Origin of the sequence: Mesorhizobium sp. M0898 (assembly GCF_040319695.1) — a bacterium.
Lineage (GTDB): Bacteria > Pseudomonadota > Alphaproteobacteria > Rhizobiales > Rhizobiaceae > Mesorhizobium.
In genome coordinates, this window is the sequence record NZ_JAMYOE010000037.1 from 21,620 (window position 1) to 41,160 (window position 19,541).

Sequence of the window (19,541 nt, forward strand, 5' to 3'; positions counted from 1 at the left end):
AAAGCGCTCTTAAAGGGATTCGTCTAGACCTGCCTGGACGACTTGTAGACGTTGACGCCGAGTTCGCGAATCTTCTTGCGCAGCGTGTTGCGGTTGAGCCCCAGCAATTCCGCAGCCTTGATCTGGTTACCGCGCGTTGCGGTCATCGAGGCGAGGACCAGCGGATATTCGACCTCGGAGAGGATTCGCTGATAGAGCCCGGCCGGGGGCAAGTCGCCGGCAAACGAGGCAAAATAGCGTTGCAGGAAATGCTCCACCGCCTGGCCGATGGAAAGGTCGTCGGGAATGAGGTTGCCGCCACCTGGAACGACAGGCCTTTCGCCGGTCTTCAACTCCGCCTCGATGATCTCCGCGGAGATCTCGTCCTGCGAATACAGTGCGGCCAGCCTGCGGATGAGATTTTCGAGTTCGCGCACATTACCGGGCCATGGGTAGCGCTTCATCAGCTCGATGCCGCCGGTGGAAATGCGCTTGGTCTGCAAGCCTTCACTGACGCCGAGCTTGAAGAAGTGGCGGACGAGGTCCGGAATGTCCTCCGAGCGCTCGCGCAGCGCCGGCAGCCTGAGCGGCACAACGTTCAAGCGGTAGAACAGGTCCTCGCGGAAAAGCCCCTGATTGATCAGCGTGCGCAGGTCCTTGTTGGTGGCAGCCACGATGCGCACGTCGGTCTTGATCGGCGTGCGGCCGCCGACCGTGGTGTATTCGCCCTGCTGCAGCACACGCAGCAGCCGCGTCTGCGCTTCCATCGGCATGTCGCCGATCTCGTCGAGGAAGAGCGTGCCGCCTTCGGCCTGCTCGAAACGGCCAGTGGAGCGGTTCTGTGCGCCAGTAAAGGCGCCCTTCTCGTGCCCGAATAGTTCCGATTCGATCAGGTCGCGTGGGATCGCCGCCATGTTGATGGCGACGAAGGGGCCACCACGACGACGGCCATATTCATGCAGCGCGCGCGCCACCAGTTCCTTGCCGGTACCCGATTCGCCCGAGATCATCACCGTCAGGTCGGTCTGCATCATGCGCGCCAGCATGCGGTAGATGTCCTGCATGGCCGCCGAGCGGCCGACCAGCGGCATCGTTTCAGGCGGCTCGTCGGCACGCGTATCGATCTTGGGCCGCCGCGGCTCGGAAAGCGCGCGGTTGACGATGTTGAGCAGTTCCGTCAGGTCGAACGGTTTCGGCAGATATTCATAGGCTCCGGTTTCGGAGGCCCGGATCGCGGTCATGAACGTGTTCTGCGCACTCATGACGATGACCGGCAGTTCCGGTCGCGCCTTCTTGATGCGCGGCAGCATGTCGAAGGCGTTCTCGTCGGGCATGACAACGTCGGTGATGACCAGATCGCCCTCGCCCGCCGCCACCCAGCGCCACAGCGTCGAGGCATTGGAGGTGACGCGCACGTCGTGACCGACGCGCGAAAGCGCCTGGTTGAGGACTGTGCGGATGGCCGCATCGTCGTCAGCGACGAGAATATTGCCGCGAACGGTCATTTGCGGTCTCCTTCACCGTCGTCGTCGGTGCCAAACTGGGTTTCTTTCCATGCCGGCATCAGGATACGGAAGGTGGTCCCGCGCGGCGTCGATTCGCATTCAATGATGCCGCCATGCTCGCCGACGATCTTTGCGACCAGCGCCAGACCGAGACCGGAGCCGTTCGGCTTGGTGGTGATGAAGGGATCGAACAGGATCGGCAGGATATCCTCGGAGACACCCGAACCGTTGTCGCGCACGCAGAATTCCAATGGCAGCGACACGCGGTCCTGTGTTCCGGGCACAGAAACGCGAATGCCCGGGCGGAAGGCGGTCGACAGCATGATCTCGCCCTGTGGATCGCTGCCGATCGCCTCGGCGGCATTTTTTACCAGATTGAGGAAGACCTGGATGAGCTGGTCGCGATTGGCAAAAACCGGAGGCAATGATGGATCATAATCCTCCAATATCTTGATCCGCTTGGCAAAACCGTTCTTGGCGATTGCCTTGACATGGTCGAGCACGACATGGATGTTGACGGGGTAGCGGTCGATCGGCCGCTCGTCCGAAAACACCTCCATGCGGTCGACCAGCGAGACAATGCGATCGGTCTCGTCGGTGATCAGCCTGGTCAGTGCGCGATCCTCGTCGGACGCCGACAGTTCAAGCAGCTGCGCGGCACCACGAATGCCGGACAGCGGGTTCTTGATCTCATGGGCAAGCATCGCGGCAAGGCCGGTGACCGAGCGCGCCGCACCGCGATGCGTCATCTGCCGGTCGATCTTGTCGGCCATTGAGCGTTCCTGGAACATTACCACGACGGAGCCTGGAAATTCCGTCACAGGCGCGACGTAGAGATCGACCACCTTCTCGATGCCGAGCCGCGGCGACGACACGTCCACCCGGTATTCGTTGACTGGCGCCCGGCGCTCGCGCACCTGGTCGACAAGCGTCAGCAGCGGGCTGCCGAAAGGAATGAGCTTGTGCAGCGTGTTGCGGGCGAGCATCGTGGCGCTCGAACGGAAAAAATCCTCGGCATCGGCATTGGCGAAGGTGATGAAGCCTTGCGGATCGACCATGATCACCGGCCGACGAATGGTGTTGAGCACAATATGCGCGGCGTCCGCCATATCCGTGCTCTGTGTGACGGTGGCGTTCATGCCGCACTCCGCAGGTTCGCTGCTTCGGGAGCGCTTGAAAATACGTCGCGCAGCAAGGAAATGACGCGCCCAGGCTCGAAAGACGTGAGTATGGCCTTGCGCCGGTCGTCGCTTGTGGCGGCGTGGCGGTCGAGATACCAGCCGAGATGCTTGCGCGCCTGGCGCAATCCGCTTTCCACGCCATAGAGCGTCAGCATGTCTTCGTAATGGGCAATGACGTAATCGGTCAGCGCTTGCGGGCTTTCCGGCATGCCGGATACCGGCTCGGCCAGCGCGGCCGCTACAATGCTGCCGGCGGTCCACGGCGCGCCATAGTGCGCACGGCCGATCATCACCGCGTCGGCGCCGGATTGGTCAAGGATCGACGCAGCCTCTGCCGGCGAGCCGACATCGCCATTGGCAACCACAGGGATCGAGACGGCCTGCTTGACGCGTGCGATGGCACGCCAGTCGGCCGTGCCCTGATAGAACTGGCAACGTGTGCGGCCATGCACCGTCACCATCATCACCCCGGCCTGCTCGGCGCGTCGCGCCAGCATCGGCGCGTTGAGCGCGCCTTCGTCCCAGCCGAGCCGCATTTTGACCGTGACCGGCACGTCGACCGCGCCGACTACCGCTTCGATCAGCGACAGCGCGTGGTCGAGATCTCGCATCAGTGCCGAACCGGCATAGCCGCCCGTCACCTTTTTGGCCGGACAGCCCATGTTGATGTCGACGATGTCGGCGCCTTCGCCGGCTGCGATTCGCGCGCCCTCGGCCATGTGCGCCGCCTCACGGCCGGCAAGCTGGACCATGTGGACAGGCAGCCCGGAATGACGGATGCGCAGGCCGGAACCAGCCCTGCCCTTTGCAAGCTCGCCGCTCGCCACCATTTCCGATACGACCAGCCCGGCGCCATGCGCATGGGCGCGTTGCCGGAACGGTTCGTCGGTGATGCCCGACATGGGCGCGAGAAATACGCGATTGCGGATTCTCACGCCACCCACATCCAGCGGCGAAGCCAATTTGGTCACATCAGGCATGCACAAAAACCAAGCACCTTCGGTTGCTGCACATTCTCTAGCCAGAACGGCGGCAATGTGCAACGCGCAATGTCGTGACATTAAGGCGCATTTGGGAAAAATACGGATCGCCGCACCGCATCAATCCTGGGTCTTCCAAAAGCGATACCACTTTTCGGGATCATGCGTTAAGCGTCTCGGCATGAGAGATGCGAGCGAAAAGCAAGCTGCGGACGACAAGGTCGCCGTGGTCATCGTTGCTGCCGGCCGCGGCGCGCGCGCCGGACAGGCCAAGGGGCCGAAGCAGTACCAGCAAATCGGCGGCGGCGCCGTTATCGCACGCACGCTCGGCGCCTTTCTGACGCATCCGAAGATTGGACCTGTCGTCGTTGCTATCCATGCCGACGACGGCGCGCTTTTCCGCCGTGCGGCCGGTGCGAACGCCGACCGTGTCGTCGCGGTGACCGGCGGTACGTCACGGCAGGAGTCCGTCCGCCTTGGACTGCTGGCGTTGAGAAGCAATGCGCCGGGCCGGGTCTTGATCCATGATGCGGCCCGGCCGTTTGTCGATGCGGAACTGATAGACCGCACGATCGCCGCCATTGGCGAGCGCCAGGGGGCACTGCCTGCCTTGCCGGTTGCCGATACGCTCAAGCGCGAAACGGCCGAAGGCATGATCGGCGAAACCGTGTCCAGGGCCGGGCTTCATGCCGCACAGACACCGCAAGGCTTTCCGTTCTGGCCGATCCTGGCTGCGCACGAAAAGGCTCATCATCTGGGCAAAGCGGATTTCACCGACGATGCGGCAATCGCCGAATGGGCGCATATTCCGGTGAAGATCGTTCCCGGCTCGCCGGACAACGTCAAACTGACCTGGGCACGGGATATTGCAATGGCGGATCAGCGGCTTTCCAGCGCCCCGCGTTTTCCCGACATCCGAACCGGCAATGGCTATGACGTCCATGCGTTCGTGCCCGGCGACCATGTCACCCTGTGCGGCGTCGCCATTCCACACGATAGGAAGTTGTCCGGCCATTCGGATGCCGATGTCGGTCTCCACGCCTTGACCGACGCCCTGCTCGCCACCTGCGGCGCCGGTGACATCGGCACGCATTTCCCGCCCTCCGACCCGCAGTGGAAAGGGGCCGCTTCACGCATCTTCGTCGAACACGCGGTGAAGCTGGTGCGCGCGCGCGGCGGACGCATCGCCAACGCCGATATCACCCTGATCTGCGAGGCGCCGCGCGTCGGCCCGCATCGCGAGGCCATGACCGAAGCGCTTTCGGCAATGCTGCGAATTTCGCGCGATCGCATCTCGATCAAGGCGACAACCAATGAGAAGCTCGGCTTCGTCGGCCGTGAGGAAGGCATAGCGGCCATCGCGACTGCCAGCGTTGTGTTTCCAGGGGATGTCCCTGAATGAGCAATAGCGGTCTCGCAGATGCCCTGCTTAAGGCCTGCCAGCAGCGCGGCATGATGCTGGCGACGGCGGAGAGCTGCACCGGCGGCATGATCATCGCCGCGCTGACCGACATCGCCGGCTCTTCCGCGGTGGTCGATCGCGGCTTCATCACCTATTCCAACCAGGCCAAGACCGAGATGCTCGGCGTCTCGGCCGCTACGCTCGAGGCGCACGGCGCGGTCTCGCGCGAGACTGCGGTGGAGATGGCGGCCGGAGCCTTGGCGCATTCGCCGGCCGGGCTCGCCCTGGCGGTGACCGGCACCGCCGGTCCGGACGGCGGCTCGGCGGAAAAACCTGTCGGCCTGGTCTGGTTCGGCGTTGCCGTGGCTGGCCGGCCGGTAGTCAGCGAATGCCAGCTGTTCGCCGACAAGGGCCGCGATTACATCCGCAGGGAGACGGTCCGTCATGCGCTTGAACTGGGTCTGCGCGCGCTCGCTGCGGATCAGGCCGTCGATGGCGCGCCGTAGATGATTTCGGCCCGTTTCTCGAACGCCTCGGAGAACATGCGGAAGGCGCGGTCGAACATGGTTCCCATCAACGCACCCAAAATGCGGCTCTTGAACTCGTAGTCGATAAAGAAGCAGACGTTGCAACCAGCGCCGTCCGCCGGGTCGAAGCGCCAGACATTGCTCAGATATTTGAAAGGGCCGTCGATGTATTTGACATCTATGGCGTTCTCGTCCGGCTTCAGCAGCACCTGCGTGGTAAAGGTCTCGCGGATCGCCTTGTAGCCGATGCTCATGTCGGCGATGAGCAAGGTGCGCCCGTCGCGTTCCTTGCGTGAGCGAACCGTCAGTGCCTCGCAAAGCGGCAGGAATTGCGGATAGGATTCGACATCGGCGACCAGAGCGAACATCTGCTCCGGCGTATGCGCAACGCGGCGATGGGCTTCGAATTGTGGCATAAAACCAGTGTTAGGCGGACTTTTTGAGAAACGCTTCGCGCGCCGCGCGCAACCTGGCAAAGTCGTCCCCGGCATGGTGCGACGAGCGCGTCAGCGGGCTCGACGCTACCAGCAGGAAGCCCTTGGTCCTGCCGATCGTCTCAAAGGACTTGAATTCCTCCGGCGTGACGAAGCGGATCACCGGATGGTGCTTCTTCGACGGCTGCAGATATTGGCCGATGGTCATGAAGTCGACATTGGCCGAACGCAAATCGTCCATCAGCTGCAGAATTTCGTTCCGCTCCTCGCCAAGGCCGACCATGATGCCGGACTTGGTGAAGATCGAGGGGTCAAGCTCCTTGACCCGCTGCAAGAGCCTGATCGAGTGGAAATAGCGCGCGCCCGGCCGAACCGTCAGATAGTTAGACGGCACGGTCTCGAGATTATGGTTGAAAACATCCGGCCTGGCCGCCACCACGATCTCCAGCGCACCGTCCTTGCGCAGGAAATCGGGCGTCAGGATTTCGATCGTCGTCGACGGGGTTGCTGCCCTGATCGCACGGATGACATCAGCAAAATGCTGGGCCCCGCCGTCGGCCAGATCGTCGCGATCGACGGAGGTGATGACGACATGGCTCAAGCCCATTTGCTTGACCGCATGCGCGACGCGCGCCGGCTCGTCGGGATCGAGTGCGGTCGGGATGCCGGTGGCGACATTGCAAAAGGCGCAGGCCCGCGTGCAGATCTCGCCCATGATCATGAAGGTGGCGTGCTTCTTCTCCCAGCACTCGCCGATATTGGGGCAGCCCGCCTCTTCGCAAACCGTCACCAGTTTGTGAGACTTCACGATTTCGCGCGTCTCGGCATAGCCTTTCGACATCGGCGCCTTGACGCGGATCCAGTCAGGCTTGCGCAGTACGTCCTGATCCGGCTTGTGCGCCTTTTCGGGATGCCGCAGGCGCGGCGCATTGGCAATCGTGTCGAGGACGGTGACCATGTGAAACCCGGCTCATTGGCAAGCGCTTGTCCAGCGCTCGCTCTACCCACGTCATCTAGGACTTTTCGGAGAAAAGAAAAAGGCCGCGATCACGCATGCCGCGGTGGCCTTTTTCGCATAGCAAGTGCCGACAGAGGTTAGCGGCGCACCAGTCGTCCGACCGCAATCAGAATGCAGGCACCGATGAAGCCGGTGATCAGATAGGCTATCCAGCCGACGCCGAAGATGCCGATGTTCAGGGCCTGCAAGATGGCATTCAACACTATTGCGCCGACAATGCCGAGAACGATGTTCATGAGGATGCCGGTATTGCTCTTCATGACCATCTCGGCGAGCCATCCCGCCAGGCCGCCGATGATGATGGCTGCAACCCAGCCCACGCCGTTCATTTCCATATGCCCTCTCCTTGTATGATGGATGATGCCTGCGAAACGAATTGCTCTGCCGTCGAGTTCCTCTGTGTCTTCCGTGTGAGACTCGCCCAACTAATTTATCATGCATTCAGTGCGCGGCCATAGGCGTCGAGTACACTCTCCTTCATCATCTCCGACAGCGTCGGGTGCGGGAAGATCGTGTGCATCAGCTCTTCCTCGGTGGTCTCCAGATTCATCGCCACGACGAAGCCCTGGATCAGTTCGGTTACTTCTGCGCCGACCATGTGGGCACCCAGCAACTGGCCGGTCTTCTTGTCGAAAATGGTCTTGACGAAGCCTTGGTCTTCGCCCAGCGCAATCGCCTTGCCGTTTGCGGCGAACTGGAAGCGGCCGACGCGGATGTCCTTGCCATCGGCTTTCGCTTTGGCTTCCGTCAGTCCGACCGAGGCGACTTGCGGATTGCAATAGGTGCAGCCCGGGATCTTCAGCTTGTCGATGGCATGCACGCCGGGGAAATTGGCGATCTTTTCCACACAGACCACGCCCTCATGCTCGGCCTTGTGGGCGAGCATCGGCGGTCCGGCAACGTCGCCGATGGCGTAGACGCCCGGCACATTTGTCTTGCCGTAGCCGTCGACGACGACGCAACCGCGGTCCGTCTTCACGCCGAGCGTCTCGAGGCCGAGGTTTTCGATGTTACCCTGTACGCCGACGGCCGAGATCATACGATCGGCGGTGATCTTCTCGACCTTGCCGTCCTTCATCTCGACATGCGCCGTGACCGAGTTAGTGCCCTGCTCGACCTTGGTCACCTTGGCTTCTAGAATGATCTTCATGCCCTGCTTCTCGAACTGCTTCTGCGCGAATTTCGAGACCTCGGCGTCCTCGACCGGCATCACAGCCGGCAGCAGTTCGACCACCGTCACCTCGGCGCCCATGGTGCGGTAGAACGAGGCGAACTCGATGCCGATGGCGCCCGAGCCCATCACCAGCAGCGATTTCGGCATCTCTTTCGGCACCATGGCCTCGAAATAGGTCCAGATCAACTTGCCGTCCGGCTCGATGCCGGGCAATGCGCGCGGCCTCGCTCCGGTCGCCAGAATGATGTGCTTGGCGCTGTAGGTGCCCTCGCCCTTGACGCCCTTGGGCGCCGGCGGCTGCGGCTCCATCGGCTTCTTCGACGATTTCGACACGACGATCTCGCCAGGTTTGGTCAGCTTGGCTTCGCCCCAGATGACGTCAACCTTGTTCTTTTTCATCAGGAAGCCGACGCCGCCGTTGAGCCGCAGCGAGACCTTTCGCGAGCGATCGACGACGGCGGCTGTGTCGACGCTGACCTTGCCATCGATCTTCAGGCCGTAGTCCTTCAGATGATCCGAATAGTGCATGATCTCGGCGGAGCGCAGCAGCGCTTTGGTCGGAATGCAGCCCCAGTTGAGGCAGATGCCGCCCAAGTGCTCGCGCTCGACGATCGCCGTCTTGAAGCCAAGCTGGGCCGAACGCACTGCAGTGACATAGCCGCCGGGGCCGGAGCCGATGATGATGACGTCGTAGTTCTCAGCCACGGCTTTCTCCTTCACAATTCCAACATGAGGCGCACGAGCGGCGCCAGCGCTTGCCCGACGTTCCGCGTGTTTTCTGCGTCCAGGTGGACGCCGTCGAGCGGCGTGGTTTTGGCTACCGTGCCGGCATCGAAGAAGCCGCAGCCGGCCTCGTCGGCAAGGGCGGAATATTGCGGCGCCAGCCGCTTTGACGCGTCATCGCCGCCGGCGAACATTTCCTTGAACTCGGCGTTTTCCGTGCGGCTGACTACGGGCGGCGCGACGATCAGGATCTGCGGCGCCGGCCAATCGAACGGGTAATCGTGACCGCGCACGATATCGATCAGGCGTTGCATGCCTTGCTTGGCCGCGACCGGATTACCATGAATCCACGGCTTCATATCGTTGGCGCCGAGCATGATGACGATCAAGTCGATCGGTGCGTGCGTCGTCAGGATGGTTGGCAACAGCCTTGCGCCATTGCGGTCCGCTCCGGCCAAGTGATCGTCAAAGGCGGTGGTTCGGCCATTCAGGCCTTCGGCGATGACCTCGACGCCGCTGCCCAATGCCGCCTGCAGCACGCTCGGCCAGCGATCTTCCAGCGGATGCCGGCCGAGGTTTGCCGCGTCATAGCCCCAGGTAAGCGAATCGCCGTAGCAGAGGACCGTCTTCATGTGCCTGCCCCGCCGAAACCCGGTTGCGAGCGCGCCAATCGCCAGCGCACGAAAAGCCACTGGACCAGCACCGTAGCGATGCCTGGCAGGACGAGACCTGCGACTACGGGAAGATCGCCCGACCACTGGCTCTTGCCTGGGGGCTGGGAGAAAGTCCAGCCGATCAGGGCAACTCCAACGAGCACAAAAAACGCTACCCCTATGGTCGCCGTCAGCTTTGTTGCCCGTCGTGGGTCCGACATGAATTGTGCGATGAAGAACGCGACCGTCACGAGGACGGTGACGAGAGCCGAGATCATGAACACAAGGATGTACTCTACGTCGGCATTGGTAGCGACGGCGAGCCACTGCGCCACCAATCCGCCCGCCAAACCGGAAAGAAAGAAGGCAAAAAGGCTGGTGAAGAATTTCCGCACCGCCCTGTTCCCCTCTCTTAAACCAGCATGCCCATCGGGTTTTCGACCATGCGTTTGAAGGCGACGAGCAACTCGGCGCCGAGCGCACCGTCGACGGCGCGGTGATCGGTCGACAACGTCACCGACATGATCGTGGCGATCTTGATCTCGCCGTTCTTCACCACTGCGCGTTGCTCGCCGGCGCCGACCGCCAGGATCGTCGCATGCGGCGGGTTGATGACGGCAGAAAAATCCTTGACGCCGAACATACCGAGATTGGACACCGCCGTGGTGCCGCCCTGATATTCTTCCGGTTTCAGCTTGCGACTACGGGCGCGGCCGGCAAGATCCTTCATCTCGTTGGAGATGACGGACAGCGTCTTTTCATCGGCACGCCGGATGATCGGGGTGATCAGGCCGCCGGGGATCGACACGGCAACGCCGACATCGGCATGCTTGTGCTTGACCATGGCGTTTTCTGTCCACGACACATTGGCATCCGGCACCGCCATCAGCGCCATGGCCAGAGCCTTGATAACCATGTCGTTGACCGAAAGCTTGTAGGCCGGCGTTTCGCCCTTCTCGGTCTTCTTCGCCGGGGCGGCCGCATTGATCTGCGTGCGCAGGGCCAGAAGCGCGTCGAGCTCGCAGTCGAGCGTCAGATAGAAATGCGGGATGGTGGTTTTGGCCTCGACCAGCCGCCGCGCAATGGTCTTGCGCATATTGTCGTGGGGGACCAGCTCGTAGGAGCCTTCGGCAAACAGTTTGAGCACCTGCTCGTCGGACATTGGTTTGGGTGCTGCGGCCGCAGGCGCCGGAGCGCCGGCGGGCGCCGCTTTTGCTGCTGGTGCCGCCTTGGCGCCGCCACTGGAAATTGCGGCATCGACATCGGCCTTTACCACGCGGCCGCGGGGGCCGGAGCCTGTCAGCGCCGCGACATCTATACCAGCTTCGCTGGCGATGCGCCGGGCCAGCGGCGAGGCGAAGATGCGCTCACCGTTTGCGGATTGGCTGATCTCCCCCCGTGTGGGGGAGATGGCCGGCAGGCCAGAGGGGGGCGCCTCGCTCCCTGCGGCAGGAGGGACAGCGCCCCCCTCTGTCGACTTCGTCGACATCTCCCCCACGGGTGGGGAGATTGGTGCTTTGTCCTGCTTCGCCTCAGCCTTTGCCGGCGCGGCGCCGTCACCGCTTTTCGCGGCGGCCGCCGCATCCTCGCCCTCAGCCGCCAACACCGCGATCAGCGCATTGACCTTGACGCCTTCAGTGCCGGCCGGAACCACCAGCTTGGCAACCGTGCCTTCGTCGACGGCTTCGACTTCCATCGTTGCCTTGTCGGTCTCGATCTCGGCAATCACGTCGCCGGGCGAAACCTTGTCGCCCTCCTTGACCAGCCACTTGGAAAGGTTGCCCTCTTCCATTGTGGGCGACAGCGCCGGCATGGTGATGTTGATAGGCATTTTGTCCTCCCGCCCTGCTCAGCGATACGTGACGGCTTTGACCGCCTCGACGACCTCGCCGACATTGGGCAGCGCCAGCTTTTCGAGGTTCGCCGCATAGGGCATCGGCACGTCCTTGCCGGCAATTGTAATGACCGGTGCATCGAGGAAATCGAAGGCGCGCTGCGAGACCTGATTGGCGACATGGTCGCCGACCGAGTTCTGCGGAAAGCCTTCCTCGACCACCACGAGGCGATTGGTCTTTTTGACCGAGGCGATGATCGTGTCGAAGTCGAGCGGGCGGATGGTGCGCAAGTCGATTATCTCGGCATCGATGCCCATGCCGCGCAACTCCGCCTCGGCCTTGATCACGTAGGTCATACCGATGCCGAACGAGACGATGGTCACGTCCTTGCCGGATTTGTGAATGCGCGCCTTGCCGATCGGCAGCACGAAATCGTCCATCTTCGGCACGTCGAAGGAGTGGCCGTAAAGGATTTCGTTCTCGAGGAAGATGACCGGGTTCGGGTCACGGATCGCCGCCTTGAGCAGACCCTTGGCGTCGGCGGCGGTATAGGGCATCACCACCTTCAACCCGGGAACATGGCTGTACCAGGCGGCATAGCATTGCGAATGCTGCGCGGCGACGCGGGCAGCCGCGCCGTTCGGGCCGCGAAAGACGATCGGGGCGCCCATCTGGCCGCCGGACATGTAGAGCGTCTTGGCGGCTGAATTGATGATCTGGTCGATCGCCTGCATGGCGAAGTTGAAGGTCATGAATTCGACGATCGGCTTCAGGCCGGCCATCGCCGCGCCAACACCAACGCCGGCAAAGCCGTGCTCGGTGATCGGCGTGTCGACTACGCGCCGCGGACCGAATTCCTGCAACAGGCCTTGTGTGATCTTGTAGGCGCCCTGGTACTCGGCGACTTCCTCGCCCATGACGAAGACGTCGCCGTCGCGGCGCATTTCCTCAGCCATTGCGTCGCGCAACGCTTCACGCACCGTGGTCGAGACCATTTCGGTGCCGGCCGGGATGTCCGGATCGGCGGCAATTTCCAGCCTGGGTGCGGCGGCAACAGGTGCTGCCGCTTCGCTCTTGGCCGGAGCAGCAACGGGGGGCGGAGCAGCCGCGGGCGCTGCCGCTTGCGACACGACAGCCTCCTCGCCAATGCCTTCGCCCGCCTCGTCGATGTCTTCGCCATCGACGGCCAGCACAGCGATCAGTGTGTTGACCTTGACGCCTTCGGTGCCGGCAGGAACCACGATCTTGGCAAGCGTGCCGTCGTCGACGGCTTCGACTTCCATCGTTGCCTTGTCGGTCTCGATTTCGGCAATGGCGTCACCGGCCGCGACCTTGTCGCCTTCTTTCTTCAACCACTTCGAAACATTACCCTCTTCCATGGTCGGCGAGAGGGCGGGCATGAGAATTTCGATCGGCATGTCCTTGCCCTCTCGTTAAAGTACGATGTCGGTCCAGAGCTCGGACGGATCTGGCTCCGCGTCGTTCTGGGCAAATTCTGCGGCGTCGGCGACAACGTCGCGGACTTCCTTGTCGATGGCCTTGAGTTCGTCCTCGCTTGCCCATTTCTTATCGAGCAGCCGCGCCTTAACCTGCTCGATCGGGTCACGTTCGGAGCGCATTTTCTGCACTTCTTCCTTGGAGCGGTATTTAGCCGGATCCGACATCGAATGGCCGCGGTAACGATAGGTCTGCATTTCGAGAATGAGCGGCCCGTTGCCGGCGCGGCACCATTCGGCGGCGAGGTCGCCGGCTGCCTTTACAGCGCGCACATCCATGCCGTCGACCTGGATGCCTGGAATCTTGAAGGACGCGCCGCGGTGCGAGAAATCCGTCTCGGCCGACGAGCGCGAGACCGAGGTGCCCATGGCGTAGCGGTTGTTCTCGATGATGTAGATCACCGGAAGCTTCCACAGCGAGGCCATGTTGAAGCTTTCGTAGACTTGGCCTTGATTCGCCGCGCCATCGCCGAAATAGGTCAGCGTCACATTGTTGTTGCCGCGATAGCGGTTGGCGAACGCAATGCCGGTGCCGAGCGACACTTGCGCGCCGACGATGCCGTGGCCGCCGTAAAAATGCTTCTCCTTGGAGAACATGTGCATCGAGCCGCCCTTGCCTCTGGACAGGCCGCTACGGCGCCCGGTCAGTTCGGCCATGACGCCGCGCGGCGACAACTCCATGGCCAGCATATGACCATGGTCGCGATAGGCGGTGATCATCTGGTCGCCATCGATCAGCGCCATCTTCATGCCGGTAACGACCGCTTCCTGCCCGATGTAGAGGTGGCAGAAACCGCCGATGAAGCCCATGCCGTAAAGCTGGCCGGCCTTTTCCTCGAAGCGGCGGATGAGCAGCATGCGCCGGTAGGCGGCAAGCTCCTGGTCTTTGGTGAATTCAACAGGCTTTGGGGTGGAAAGGCCCGGCGTTTTGCCGTCCGATTTGGATTTGGCAGGCGCTTTTCTGGTGGCGGTGGCCATGCATCACTCCCTGTTGGCGTCTCTTGGCGGACAGCGAGGGAGATCAGTTCTCCCACCGATTTGAGGCAGGCTAACATGCAGGGAAGGCTTTCGCCATGCCGAAAACGCATGGCTGTCATGCATCTAAGCAATTAAAATCATTGCAAATATCACCGATTAACTGAAATCCGGTTATCTTGCAACCGGCAGCATGATGGTGATCTCGTCCGCGTGGGACAGATTAAGCGCCTTGCGCGCCTGCTCGTCCAGCATGTCCTTCTCCAGGGTGCCCTCATGCATCAGCTGAACGCGGCGCTCGAGATCGATCCGGCGCGCCCTGACGGCATCGAGCCTGCCCTGCAATTCGGCAGTCTCAGCTTCGAGCTGATACTTGGAATAGATGCCGAACTCGCCATGATAGGCATGGAAGCCGAAATAAGTCAGGAACACCACGCAGAGCGAGGGGATGATCAGCCGGCCGGTGTTTCTTTGCTTGTGCTGGCGTGTCCACATGGTCCGAATCCTCTACGCCGCCTTTGTCGCCCGATTGTGCTTAATGGACGGTTACAGCCTGTTGGATTCAGAGCCAGGAAGCAAAAAAGGGCGGGAATGTCCCCGCCCTCGCCGCCACGGATTTTCTCTCGAAATCAGCTTTTCACGATCGACTTGCCGGCATATCGCGCCTGCTTGCCGAGCTCCTCCTCAATGCGGATGAGCTGGTTGTACTTGGCCATGCGATCCGAGCGTGACAGCGAGCCCGTCTTGATCTGCCCGCAATTGGTGGCAACGGCGAGGTCGGCGATGGTCGAATCCTCGGTCTCGCCCGAGCGGTGCGACATCACCGCGGTATAGCCGGCCTTGTGCGCGGTCTCGACGGCGTCGAGCGTTTCGGTAAGCGAGCCGATCTGGTTGACCTTGACCAGGATCGAATTGGCGACACCCATGCGGATGCCGTCGCGCAGCCGCGCCGTGTTGGTGACGAACAGATCGTCGCCAACCAGCTGCGTTTGCTTGCCGATGAGATCGGTCAGTATTTTCCAACCGTCCCAGTCATCCTCCGCCAGGCCGTCCTCAATGGTGATGATCGGGTAGTCGGCAGCAAGTTTGGCCAGATATCTGGCCTGCACCTTCGGGTCGCGGGTTTTCCTCTCGCCTTCATAGACGTAGTTGCCATCCTTGAAGAATTCGGTCGCCGCGCAGTCGAGGCCTAGCGCAACCTCCTCGCCGGGCTTGAAGCCAGCCTGCTCGATCGATTCCATGATGAAGTCGAGCGCGGCCGGCGCGCTCTTCAGGTTGGGGGCAAAGCCGCCCTCGTCGCCGACATTGGTGTTATGGCCGGCGTCCTTCAGCTTCTTTCGCAGCGTATGAAAGATCTCCGAGCCCCAGCGCACGCCGTCGCGCAGCGTCGGCGCGCCGATCGGCAGGATCATGAATTCCTGGAAATCGATCGGGTTGTCGGCATGCGCGCCGCCATTGATGATGTTCATCATAGGCACCGGCAGCACATGGGCCTTGGTGCCGCCGACATAACGATAGAGCGGCAGGTCGGCCGCTTCGGCCGCAGCCTTGGCCACAGCCAGCGACACGCCGAGGATGGCATTGGCGCCGAGCCGGCTCTTATTGGGCGTACCATCGAGCTCGATCATGGTCTGGTCGATATGGATCTGATTCTCTGCCTCCATGCCGCCGATCGCCTCGAACAGCTCGCCGTTCACCGCCTCGACCGCCGTGAGCACGCCCTTGCCGAGATAGCGGGGGCCGCCATCGCGCAGTTCGACCGCCTCATGCGCGCCGGTCGAGGCGCCGGAAGGCACCGCGGCGCGACCCATCGAACCGTCTTCGAGCACGACGTCGACCTCGACGGTCGGATTTCCGCGGCTGTCCAGGATTTCACGCCCGACAATGTCGATGATGGCCGTCATTGCGATGTCCCCGATTGATCGATTGAAGCGTCGCGCACCTCTTAGCCAAAGCGCCGCAAAACGCAATCGGGGCACTTGCAAATATTGCCCGTGCGCTACGGATTCACGAAGCACGAAGCGCTGTCATCATTTGTCATACGCGGCATGCCGGTTTCTGGTTTATGGCTGTTGTCGCGCGGGGCGAAACAGGAGGAGTTTCGCCATGTCCCAGTTGAGCGGTATTGTGAGTTTGTTCCTGATCGCGGCTGCGTTCCTGACGTCGTGCGACAATCAGCAACCCCCGCAGGGATCGTCGCCTTTGCCGGCCCTGCAGATTGCGCAGTAGCATCCCGCCACATCGAAAGGCCCCCGATTTCCCGGGGGCCTTTTTGATTCCAGGAGACTTAGTCAGTGCCAGTAAGGTCAGTGCCAGTAAGGCTCGACCTTGTAGTAGTTGTATGAGGCATCACGCGCGGCCTCGCCGTCGGCGCCGGTCAACTCGTTGATCGAATAGGAAGGAGCGGCCATCAGCTGGTCTTTGGTGAACGGCACGACATAGCCGCCCTTGTTCTCGTCATAGTCAAGGCTCGCCCACGGAATGGCGTGGTATTTCTCGCCGATGCCGAGAAATCCACCAAAACCGATCACGGCAAACATGATTCCGTTCGACAGCTTGTCGAGCATGACGTCCTCGATGTCGCCGATATGAGTGCCTTCCGTATTGTAGACCGATGTGCCGATAACCCGCGAAGCGGCGATGGCTTCGGTGTGTCCCGTCTGGGTCGTCATGGTGTGCTCCTCGTCGTCGTTGACATTAGATTTTGACAATGAGGGCCGCGGGCTAAGGTTCCAGGCAGGTTCGAAATTCTTCAAAGTTTCCTGGCGGCGCTGCTGTGGCGCAACTGCTGGTTCAACCCACGCTTTTGGCAATGCGATCGAACGCCATCAGCCGTTCAAGCAATGCGGGAAGATCCTTTAGCGGCACCATGTTGGGACCGTCGGAAGGCGCGTTGTCGGGGTCCTGGTGCGTCTCGATGAAGACGCCGGCGACGCCAACCGCGACGGCCGCGCGCGCCAGCGTCTCGACAAAGCGCCGGTCGCCGCCAGACGAACCGCCCTGCCCACCCGGCTGCTGCACGGAATGGGTGGCATCGAAAATCACCGGCGCGCCGATCTCGGCCATGATCGGCAGCGCCCGCATGTCGGACACCAGGGTGTTGTAACCAAAGGATGCGCCGCGCTCGGTGACCAAGACATTGGCGTTGCCGGAGCCGATGATTTTGGCGACGACGTTCTTCATGTCCCACGGCGCGAGGAATTGCCCCTTCTTCACATTGACCACCTTGCCGGTTTTTGCCGCAGCAATCAGCAAATCGGTCTGGCGGCTGAGGAAGGCAGGAATCTGCAGGATATCGGCATGAAGCGCGACGATCGCGCATTGTTCCTCAGTGTGGACGTCGGTCAGGATCGGCAAGGCAAAATTCTTGCGCAAGTCGTCGAAGATCGGCATTGCCGCTTCAAGTCCCGCGCCGCGCGTGCCGCCAAGCGAGGTGCGATTGGCCTTGTCGTAGCTGGTCTTGTAGACGAGCCCAATGCCGAGCCTGTCGGTCAATTCCTTTAGCGCACCGGCCATGTCGAAAGCGTGCTGCCGCGATTCCAGCTGGCATGGACCAGCGATCAGCGATAGGGGCGCGCTGTTGCCGAAAATGACTTTGCCGACCGCAACGGAAGAGTTCGGCATCAGTGGATTGAGCTTGTTCATGCGATCTCCCGGAAAATGAAGGCTGCGCCCTGCCCTGGCGCCGGCGGCACGATGGTATCACCGCCGCGCATGTGGTGTTCGACAGAATTGGCTGCAAGCAGCTTGGCGACGGCATCGCCGTGCCTAATCGAAAAGACGATCCCAGCAAAGCGGAGTTCAGATGGTGCGCCGGCAGGAATGCCGAAGCGTGCCGAATAGGCTGCAGGATCCAGAACGGTCACGACGGCATTCGGCAGCTCATAGACAGTGCCGCCGCCCTGCGCCTCGATTCCGGCTGCGATCGAAATCAAACGGCCTTGTTCGAAAGGTTCGCCAGTGACTGCCACGACTTCGACAATGCCGGTTGCGCCATTAGCGTGGGCCTGCAACGCAGTGCGGTCAACGTTCGGCGCATTGATCCGCTCGCAGGCGAAGAGAAAAGCGTCCGCTGTCTTGCCTGTAGCCGCGAAGGCCAGTTTGAACGATGCGGTGTCGCTCTTTCCCGCCGCATCGGTGAAGGCGCGCGAAAAGCTTAGCGCGTCTCCCGCCGACAGACCGGCTTCCATGTAGCGCGCGTGGTCCGCGGCGGCGCTTTCGGTGCCCAGCGCCACGGCAGAAAATCCTTCATCGCCGTTTTCTTCGCGATACGTGCGATCACGCACGACAAAGACATTGCGGTTCGCGATCGCCGTTGCCACGGCCTGCCGGTCAGCGACCGCGAGCGGCTCGAGATAGGTGCCGTCGGTGAGAAAGACACAGCAGTTTTGCGTTCCGAAAGGGTGGATACCTGTCGGCGCAACGGTAAAGCCGAGCAGGGCCAAGCGCGCCCGCGCAACATCGAGGCTTGCTGTCGGCAGCACCAGGTGATCGAGCGGATGAGGCCTTGCGGGGGTGTTTTCGGTCATGTCCCGCGCGATGTGCCTCATTCCTGAAAATGGTTCAAGGGCTTAGCCGGTGCCTCAGCGGCGATCGCAGGCCTCGGCCGCGAGGAGCCGACTTGCCGCCCGCAAAAATCATCCTAGCTCATTGCTATGGGAAGAGACCTTTTCATCGCCCTAGCCGTTATTGCGATAGCAGTTATCGCCGTGCTGATCTGGAACGCGCCAAAGCGGCCGGGCGTCGATCCGACCGAAACCTCCGCGGCTCAGACGGAGTGAAGCGGGCTACGGCGCGGAGCCCCTCCGCGACGTCAAATCTGCCTTGGGAGGCGGTCAACTTGCAACGATGTCGGCCGAATAGCGTAATTCGCGCAGAGGTTTGACCCGGCTGGTCGTCTCTGCATAGAGCGGATGCGCCTTGTAGGCGGCGAGCGCCGCTTCGTCCTCGAACTCGGCGTAGACGACCACATCGATCTCATCCGAGAGCGGGTCGACCTTGGTGTTGAGCGTTACCTCGAAATGACGCGAATGAGGTATCTTGCCAAGCGCCAGGAGGCCCGTGCGCACTGCCTCGACATCCGCTTTATGCCGTGCGCTGAAGAAAACGATATGCCGGATCAACCCAGCCTCCTCGACCGTTGGACCGGCGTTCTTTTGTGTCAGCGGCAGCGTGCCGTCAATCGGCAGGTTTGTCGCGTCTGCGAACCATAGCTGCGAAGAGAAACTACACCATGCTCGTTACATAGTGCACGATGCGGGTCACCTCCCTGACCGTCCTGTCGAGGTAGCGGCCTTGGTTGTAAATGCCGTCCCAGATCAGGAAAAATGTGACGGTCGTGATGACGATGACATAACGCATGACTAAAACTAGCGCATATGGACGGTTGCAACCATAGCGATTCCAACGCTGCTGGGGACCCTCCCCGAATCTTAATGGCCTTTGTGGTCTGTCTGCTGCGATGCTTGCTGGCCAGAATGGCGCTACCGCCACAGGGCGCCTTGGAAAGATAACCCGCTCGGCTTCGACGACCGCTCCCCGCCTCGATCGACCGACTGCGACACGATTATTCCGGCGGGATTTCGACGGACGCGCAGGATCTGGCCGCCGTCAAGCGGCGTTTCGCACCACCTGCTTGCAGAGGCCTCCTGTCTCAAAC

Annotated in this window: 22 protein-coding genes; 3 read left to right on the plus strand and 19 right to left on the minus strand. The window is 61.8% G+C overall.

Annotated features, from left to right (window positions below; translation table 11 throughout):
• Window positions 1–23: 23 nt before the first annotated feature.
• Genes ntrC through dusB form a run of 3 tightly spaced genes read right to left on the minus strand, consistent with a single transcriptional unit; the run spans window position 24 to window position 3,645 of the window.
• Window positions 24–1,484 (minus strand): nitrogen regulation protein NR(I), encoded by a 1,461-nt coding sequence (gene ntrC / locus NKH90_RS27180; protein ID WP_254817199.1) that lies wholly within the window; start codon window positions 1,482–1,484, stop codon window positions 24–26.
• On the minus strand, window positions 1,481–2,623 hold the full coding sequence (locus NKH90_RS27185; RefSeq protein WP_023675075.1) for a two-component system sensor histidine kinase NtrB: 1,143 nt from the start codon (window positions 2,621–2,623) through the stop codon (window positions 1,481–1,483). The genes ntrC and NKH90_RS27185 overlap by 4 nt, the downstream gene beginning before the upstream one ends.
• Complete coding sequence (gene dusB, locus NKH90_RS27190) at window positions 2,620–3,645, minus strand: tRNA dihydrouridine synthase DusB (RefSeq protein ID WP_352542008.1); 1,026 nt, start codon at window positions 3,643–3,645, stop codon at window positions 2,620–2,622. The genes NKH90_RS27185 and dusB overlap by 4 nt, the downstream gene beginning before the upstream one ends.
• Before the next feature lie 181 nt (window positions 3,646–3,826).
• Between dusB and NKH90_RS27195 the strand changes: the two genes are divergently transcribed.
• A complete protein-coding gene (locus NKH90_RS27195) occupies window positions 3,827–5,047 on the plus strand; it encodes a bifunctional 2-C-methyl-D-erythritol 4-phosphate cytidylyltransferase/2-C-methyl-D-erythritol 2,4-cyclodiphosphate synthase (protein WP_352502929.1) in 1,221 nt (406 codons plus the stop codon).
• The gene (locus NKH90_RS27200; protein ID WP_352822150.1) at window positions 5,044–5,553 is read left to right on the plus strand and encodes a CinA family protein; all 510 of its coding nucleotides are present in this window, start codon (window positions 5,044–5,046) and stop codon (window positions 5,551–5,553) included. The genes NKH90_RS27195 and NKH90_RS27200 overlap by 4 nt, the downstream gene beginning before the upstream one ends.
• Here the strand turns inward: NKH90_RS27200 and NKH90_RS27205 are convergent.
• The 11 genes from NKH90_RS27205 to eno form a co-directional block, all read right to left on the minus strand.
• Window positions 5,529–5,990: a type II toxin-antitoxin system RatA family toxin gene (locus NKH90_RS27205; RefSeq protein WP_352471840.1), complete on the minus strand. Its 462-nt coding sequence runs from the start codon at window positions 5,988–5,990 to the stop codon at window positions 5,529–5,531. The genes NKH90_RS27200 and NKH90_RS27205 overlap by 25 nt on opposite strands.
• A gap of 10 nt (window positions 5,991–6,000) precedes the next feature.
• Entirely contained in the window at window positions 6,001–6,966 is a 966-nt protein-coding gene (gene lipA / locus NKH90_RS27210; RefSeq protein WP_352471839.1) for a lipoyl synthase, read from the minus strand.
• Window positions 6,967–7,103: 137 nt separating this feature from the next.
• Window positions 7,104–7,361, minus strand: coding sequence for a GlsB/YeaQ/YmgE family stress response membrane protein (locus NKH90_RS27215; protein ID WP_023675081.1), 258 nt, complete (start codon window positions 7,359–7,361; stop codon window positions 7,104–7,106).
• 98 nt (window positions 7,362–7,459) lie between these two features.
• Window positions 7,460–8,905 (minus strand): dihydrolipoyl dehydrogenase, encoded by a 1,446-nt coding sequence (gene lpdA, locus NKH90_RS27220; RefSeq protein ID WP_352471838.1) that lies wholly within the window; start codon window positions 8,903–8,905, stop codon window positions 7,460–7,462.
• A gap of 11 nt (window positions 8,906–8,916) precedes the next feature.
• Window positions 8,917–9,555 (minus strand): SGNH/GDSL hydrolase family protein, encoded by a 639-nt coding sequence (locus tag NKH90_RS27225; protein WP_023675083.1) that lies wholly within the window; start codon window positions 9,553–9,555, stop codon window positions 8,917–8,919.
• Window positions 9,552–9,971: a hypothetical protein gene (locus NKH90_RS27230; protein ID WP_352705511.1), complete on the minus strand. Its 420-nt coding sequence runs from the start codon at window positions 9,969–9,971 to the stop codon at window positions 9,552–9,554. Before NKH90_RS27230 ends, NKH90_RS27225 begins: the two co-directional genes overlap by 4 nt.
• 17 nt (window positions 9,972–9,988) lie before the next feature.
• A complete protein-coding gene (locus tag NKH90_RS27235; RefSeq protein WP_352822152.1) occupies window positions 9,989–11,407 on the minus strand; it encodes a pyruvate dehydrogenase complex dihydrolipoamide acetyltransferase in 1,419 nt (472 codons plus the stop codon).
• 18 nt (window positions 11,408–11,425) lie between these two features.
• Window positions 11,426–12,829, minus strand: coding sequence for a pyruvate dehydrogenase complex E1 component subunit beta (locus NKH90_RS27240; protein WP_352542001.1), 1,404 nt, complete (start codon window positions 12,827–12,829; stop codon window positions 11,426–11,428).
• Between the two features lie 15 nt (window positions 12,830–12,844).
• Window positions 12,845–13,885 carry a pyruvate dehydrogenase (acetyl-transferring) E1 component subunit alpha gene (gene pdhA / locus NKH90_RS27245; protein ID WP_352502934.1) on the minus strand — a complete coding sequence of 347 codons (1,041 nt, stop codon included), beginning with the start codon at window positions 13,883–13,885 and terminating at the stop codon, window positions 12,845–12,847.
• Between the two features lie 171 nt (window positions 13,886–14,056).
• Window positions 14,057–14,377, minus strand: coding sequence for an FtsB family cell division protein (locus NKH90_RS27250; RefSeq protein WP_023675088.1), 321 nt, complete (start codon window positions 14,375–14,377; stop codon window positions 14,057–14,059).
• 134 nt (window positions 14,378–14,511) lie between these two features.
• Window positions 14,512–15,786: a phosphopyruvate hydratase gene (eno, locus tag NKH90_RS27255; protein WP_352471834.1), complete on the minus strand. Its 1,275-nt coding sequence runs from the start codon at window positions 15,784–15,786 to the stop codon at window positions 14,512–14,514.
• Window positions 15,787–15,988: 202 nt separating this feature from the next.
• Here eno and NKH90_RS27260 point away from each other — a divergent pair, with 202 nt between their 5' ends.
• Window positions 15,989–16,111 (plus strand): hypothetical protein, encoded by a 123-nt coding sequence (locus NKH90_RS27260; protein ID WP_084642452.1) that lies wholly within the window; start codon window positions 15,989–15,991, stop codon window positions 16,109–16,111.
• Between the two features lie 77 nt (window positions 16,112–16,188).
• Here NKH90_RS27260 and NKH90_RS27265 read toward each other — a convergent pair whose 3' ends face one another.
• From NKH90_RS27265 to NKH90_RS27285, 5 genes are all read right to left on the minus strand, one after another.
• Window positions 16,189–16,554, minus strand: coding sequence for a PRC-barrel domain-containing protein (locus NKH90_RS27265; protein ID WP_023675091.1), 366 nt, complete (start codon window positions 16,552–16,554; stop codon window positions 16,189–16,191).
• A gap of 121 nt (window positions 16,555–16,675) precedes the next feature.
• Window positions 16,676–17,527 (minus strand): 3-deoxy-8-phosphooctulonate synthase, encoded by an 852-nt coding sequence (kdsA, locus tag NKH90_RS27270; protein WP_352613583.1) that lies wholly within the window; start codon window positions 17,525–17,527, stop codon window positions 16,676–16,678.
• On the minus strand, window positions 17,524–18,411 hold the full coding sequence (locus tag NKH90_RS27275; protein WP_352541999.1) for a VOC family protein: 888 nt from the start codon (window positions 18,409–18,411) through the stop codon (window positions 17,524–17,526). Before NKH90_RS27275 ends, kdsA begins: the two co-directional genes overlap by 4 nt.
• Before the next feature lie 306 nt (window positions 18,412–18,717).
• Window positions 18,718–19,005 carry a Dabb family protein gene (locus NKH90_RS27280; RefSeq protein ID WP_254817185.1) on the minus strand — a complete coding sequence of 96 codons (288 nt, stop codon included), beginning with the start codon at window positions 19,003–19,005 and terminating at the stop codon, window positions 18,718–18,720.
• Window positions 19,006–19,108: 103 nt separating this feature from the next.
• Entirely contained in the window at window positions 19,109–19,243 is a 135-nt protein-coding gene (locus NKH90_RS27285) for a hypothetical protein (RefSeq protein ID WP_292655342.1), read from the minus strand.
• Between the last annotated feature and the right edge of the window lie 298 nt (window positions 19,244–19,541).

What these genes read in the sequence shown, in the direction of transcription:
- dusB (WP_352542008.1), bottom strand. Translation starts at nt 3,645, where the DNA reads ATGCCTGATGTGACCAAATTGGCTTCGCCGCTGGATGTGGGTGGCGTG.
- NKH90_RS27285 (WP_292655342.1), bottom strand. Translation starts at nt 19,243, where the DNA reads ATGCGTTATGTCATCGTCATCACGACCGTCACATTTTTCCTGATCTGG.
- NKH90_RS27200 (WP_352822150.1), top strand. Translation starts at nt 5,044, where the DNA reads ATGAGCAATAGCGGTCTCGCAGATGCCCTGCTTAAGGCCTGCCAGCAG.
- NKH90_RS27275 (WP_352541999.1), bottom strand. Translation starts at nt 18,411, where the DNA reads ATGACCGAAAACACCCCCGCAAGGCCTCATCCGCTCGATCACCTGGTG.
- NKH90_RS27225 (WP_023675083.1), bottom strand. Translation starts at nt 9,555, where the DNA reads ATGAAGACGGTCCTCTGCTACGGCGATTCGCTTACCTGGGGCTATGAC.
- NKH90_RS27240 (WP_352542001.1), bottom strand. Translation starts at nt 12,829, where the DNA reads ATGCCGATCGAAATTCTCATGCCCGCCCTCTCGCCGACCATGGAAGAG.
- NKH90_RS27260 (WP_084642452.1), top strand. Translation starts at nt 15,989, where the DNA reads ATGTCCCAGTTGAGCGGTATTGTGAGTTTGTTCCTGATCGCGGCTGCG.
- NKH90_RS27235 (WP_352822152.1), bottom strand. Translation starts at nt 11,407, where the DNA reads ATGCCTATCAACATCACCATGCCGGCGCTGTCGCCCACAATGGAAGAG.
- NKH90_RS27185 (WP_023675075.1), bottom strand. Translation starts at nt 2,623, where the DNA reads ATGAACGCCACCGTCACACAGAGCACGGATATGGCGGACGCCGCGCAT.
- NKH90_RS27215 (WP_023675081.1), bottom strand. Translation starts at nt 7,361, where the DNA reads ATGGAAATGAACGGCGTGGGCTGGGTTGCAGCCATCATCATCGGCGGC.
- NKH90_RS27265 (WP_023675091.1), bottom strand. Translation starts at nt 16,554, where the DNA reads ATGACGACCCAGACGGGACACACCGAAGCCATCGCCGCTTCGCGGGTT.
- NKH90_RS27195 (WP_352502929.1), top strand. Translation starts at nt 3,827, where the DNA reads ATGAGAGATGCGAGCGAAAAGCAAGCTGCGGACGACAAGGTCGCCGTG.
- NKH90_RS27205 (WP_352471840.1), bottom strand. Translation starts at nt 5,990, where the DNA reads ATGCCACAATTCGAAGCCCATCGCCGCGTTGCGCATACGCCGGAGCAG.
- pdhA (WP_352502934.1), bottom strand. Translation starts at nt 13,885, where the DNA reads ATGGCCACCGCCACCAGAAAAGCGCCTGCCAAATCCAAATCGGACGGC.
- ntrC (WP_254817199.1), bottom strand. Translation starts at nt 1,484, where the DNA reads ATGACCGTTCGCGGCAATATTCTCGTCGCTGACGACGATGCGGCCATC.
- lipA (WP_352471839.1), bottom strand. Translation starts at nt 6,966, where the DNA reads ATGGTCACCGTCCTCGACACGATTGCCAATGCGCCGCGCCTGCGGCAT.
- eno (WP_352471834.1), bottom strand. Translation starts at nt 15,786, where the DNA reads ATGACGGCCATCATCGACATTGTCGGGCGTGAAATCCTGGACAGCCGC.
- kdsA (WP_352613583.1), bottom strand. Translation starts at nt 17,527, where the DNA reads ATGAACAAGCTCAATCCACTGATGCCGAACTCTTCCGTTGCGGTCGGC.
- NKH90_RS27250 (WP_023675088.1), bottom strand. Translation starts at nt 14,377, where the DNA reads ATGTGGACACGCCAGCACAAGCAAAGAAACACCGGCCGGCTGATCATC.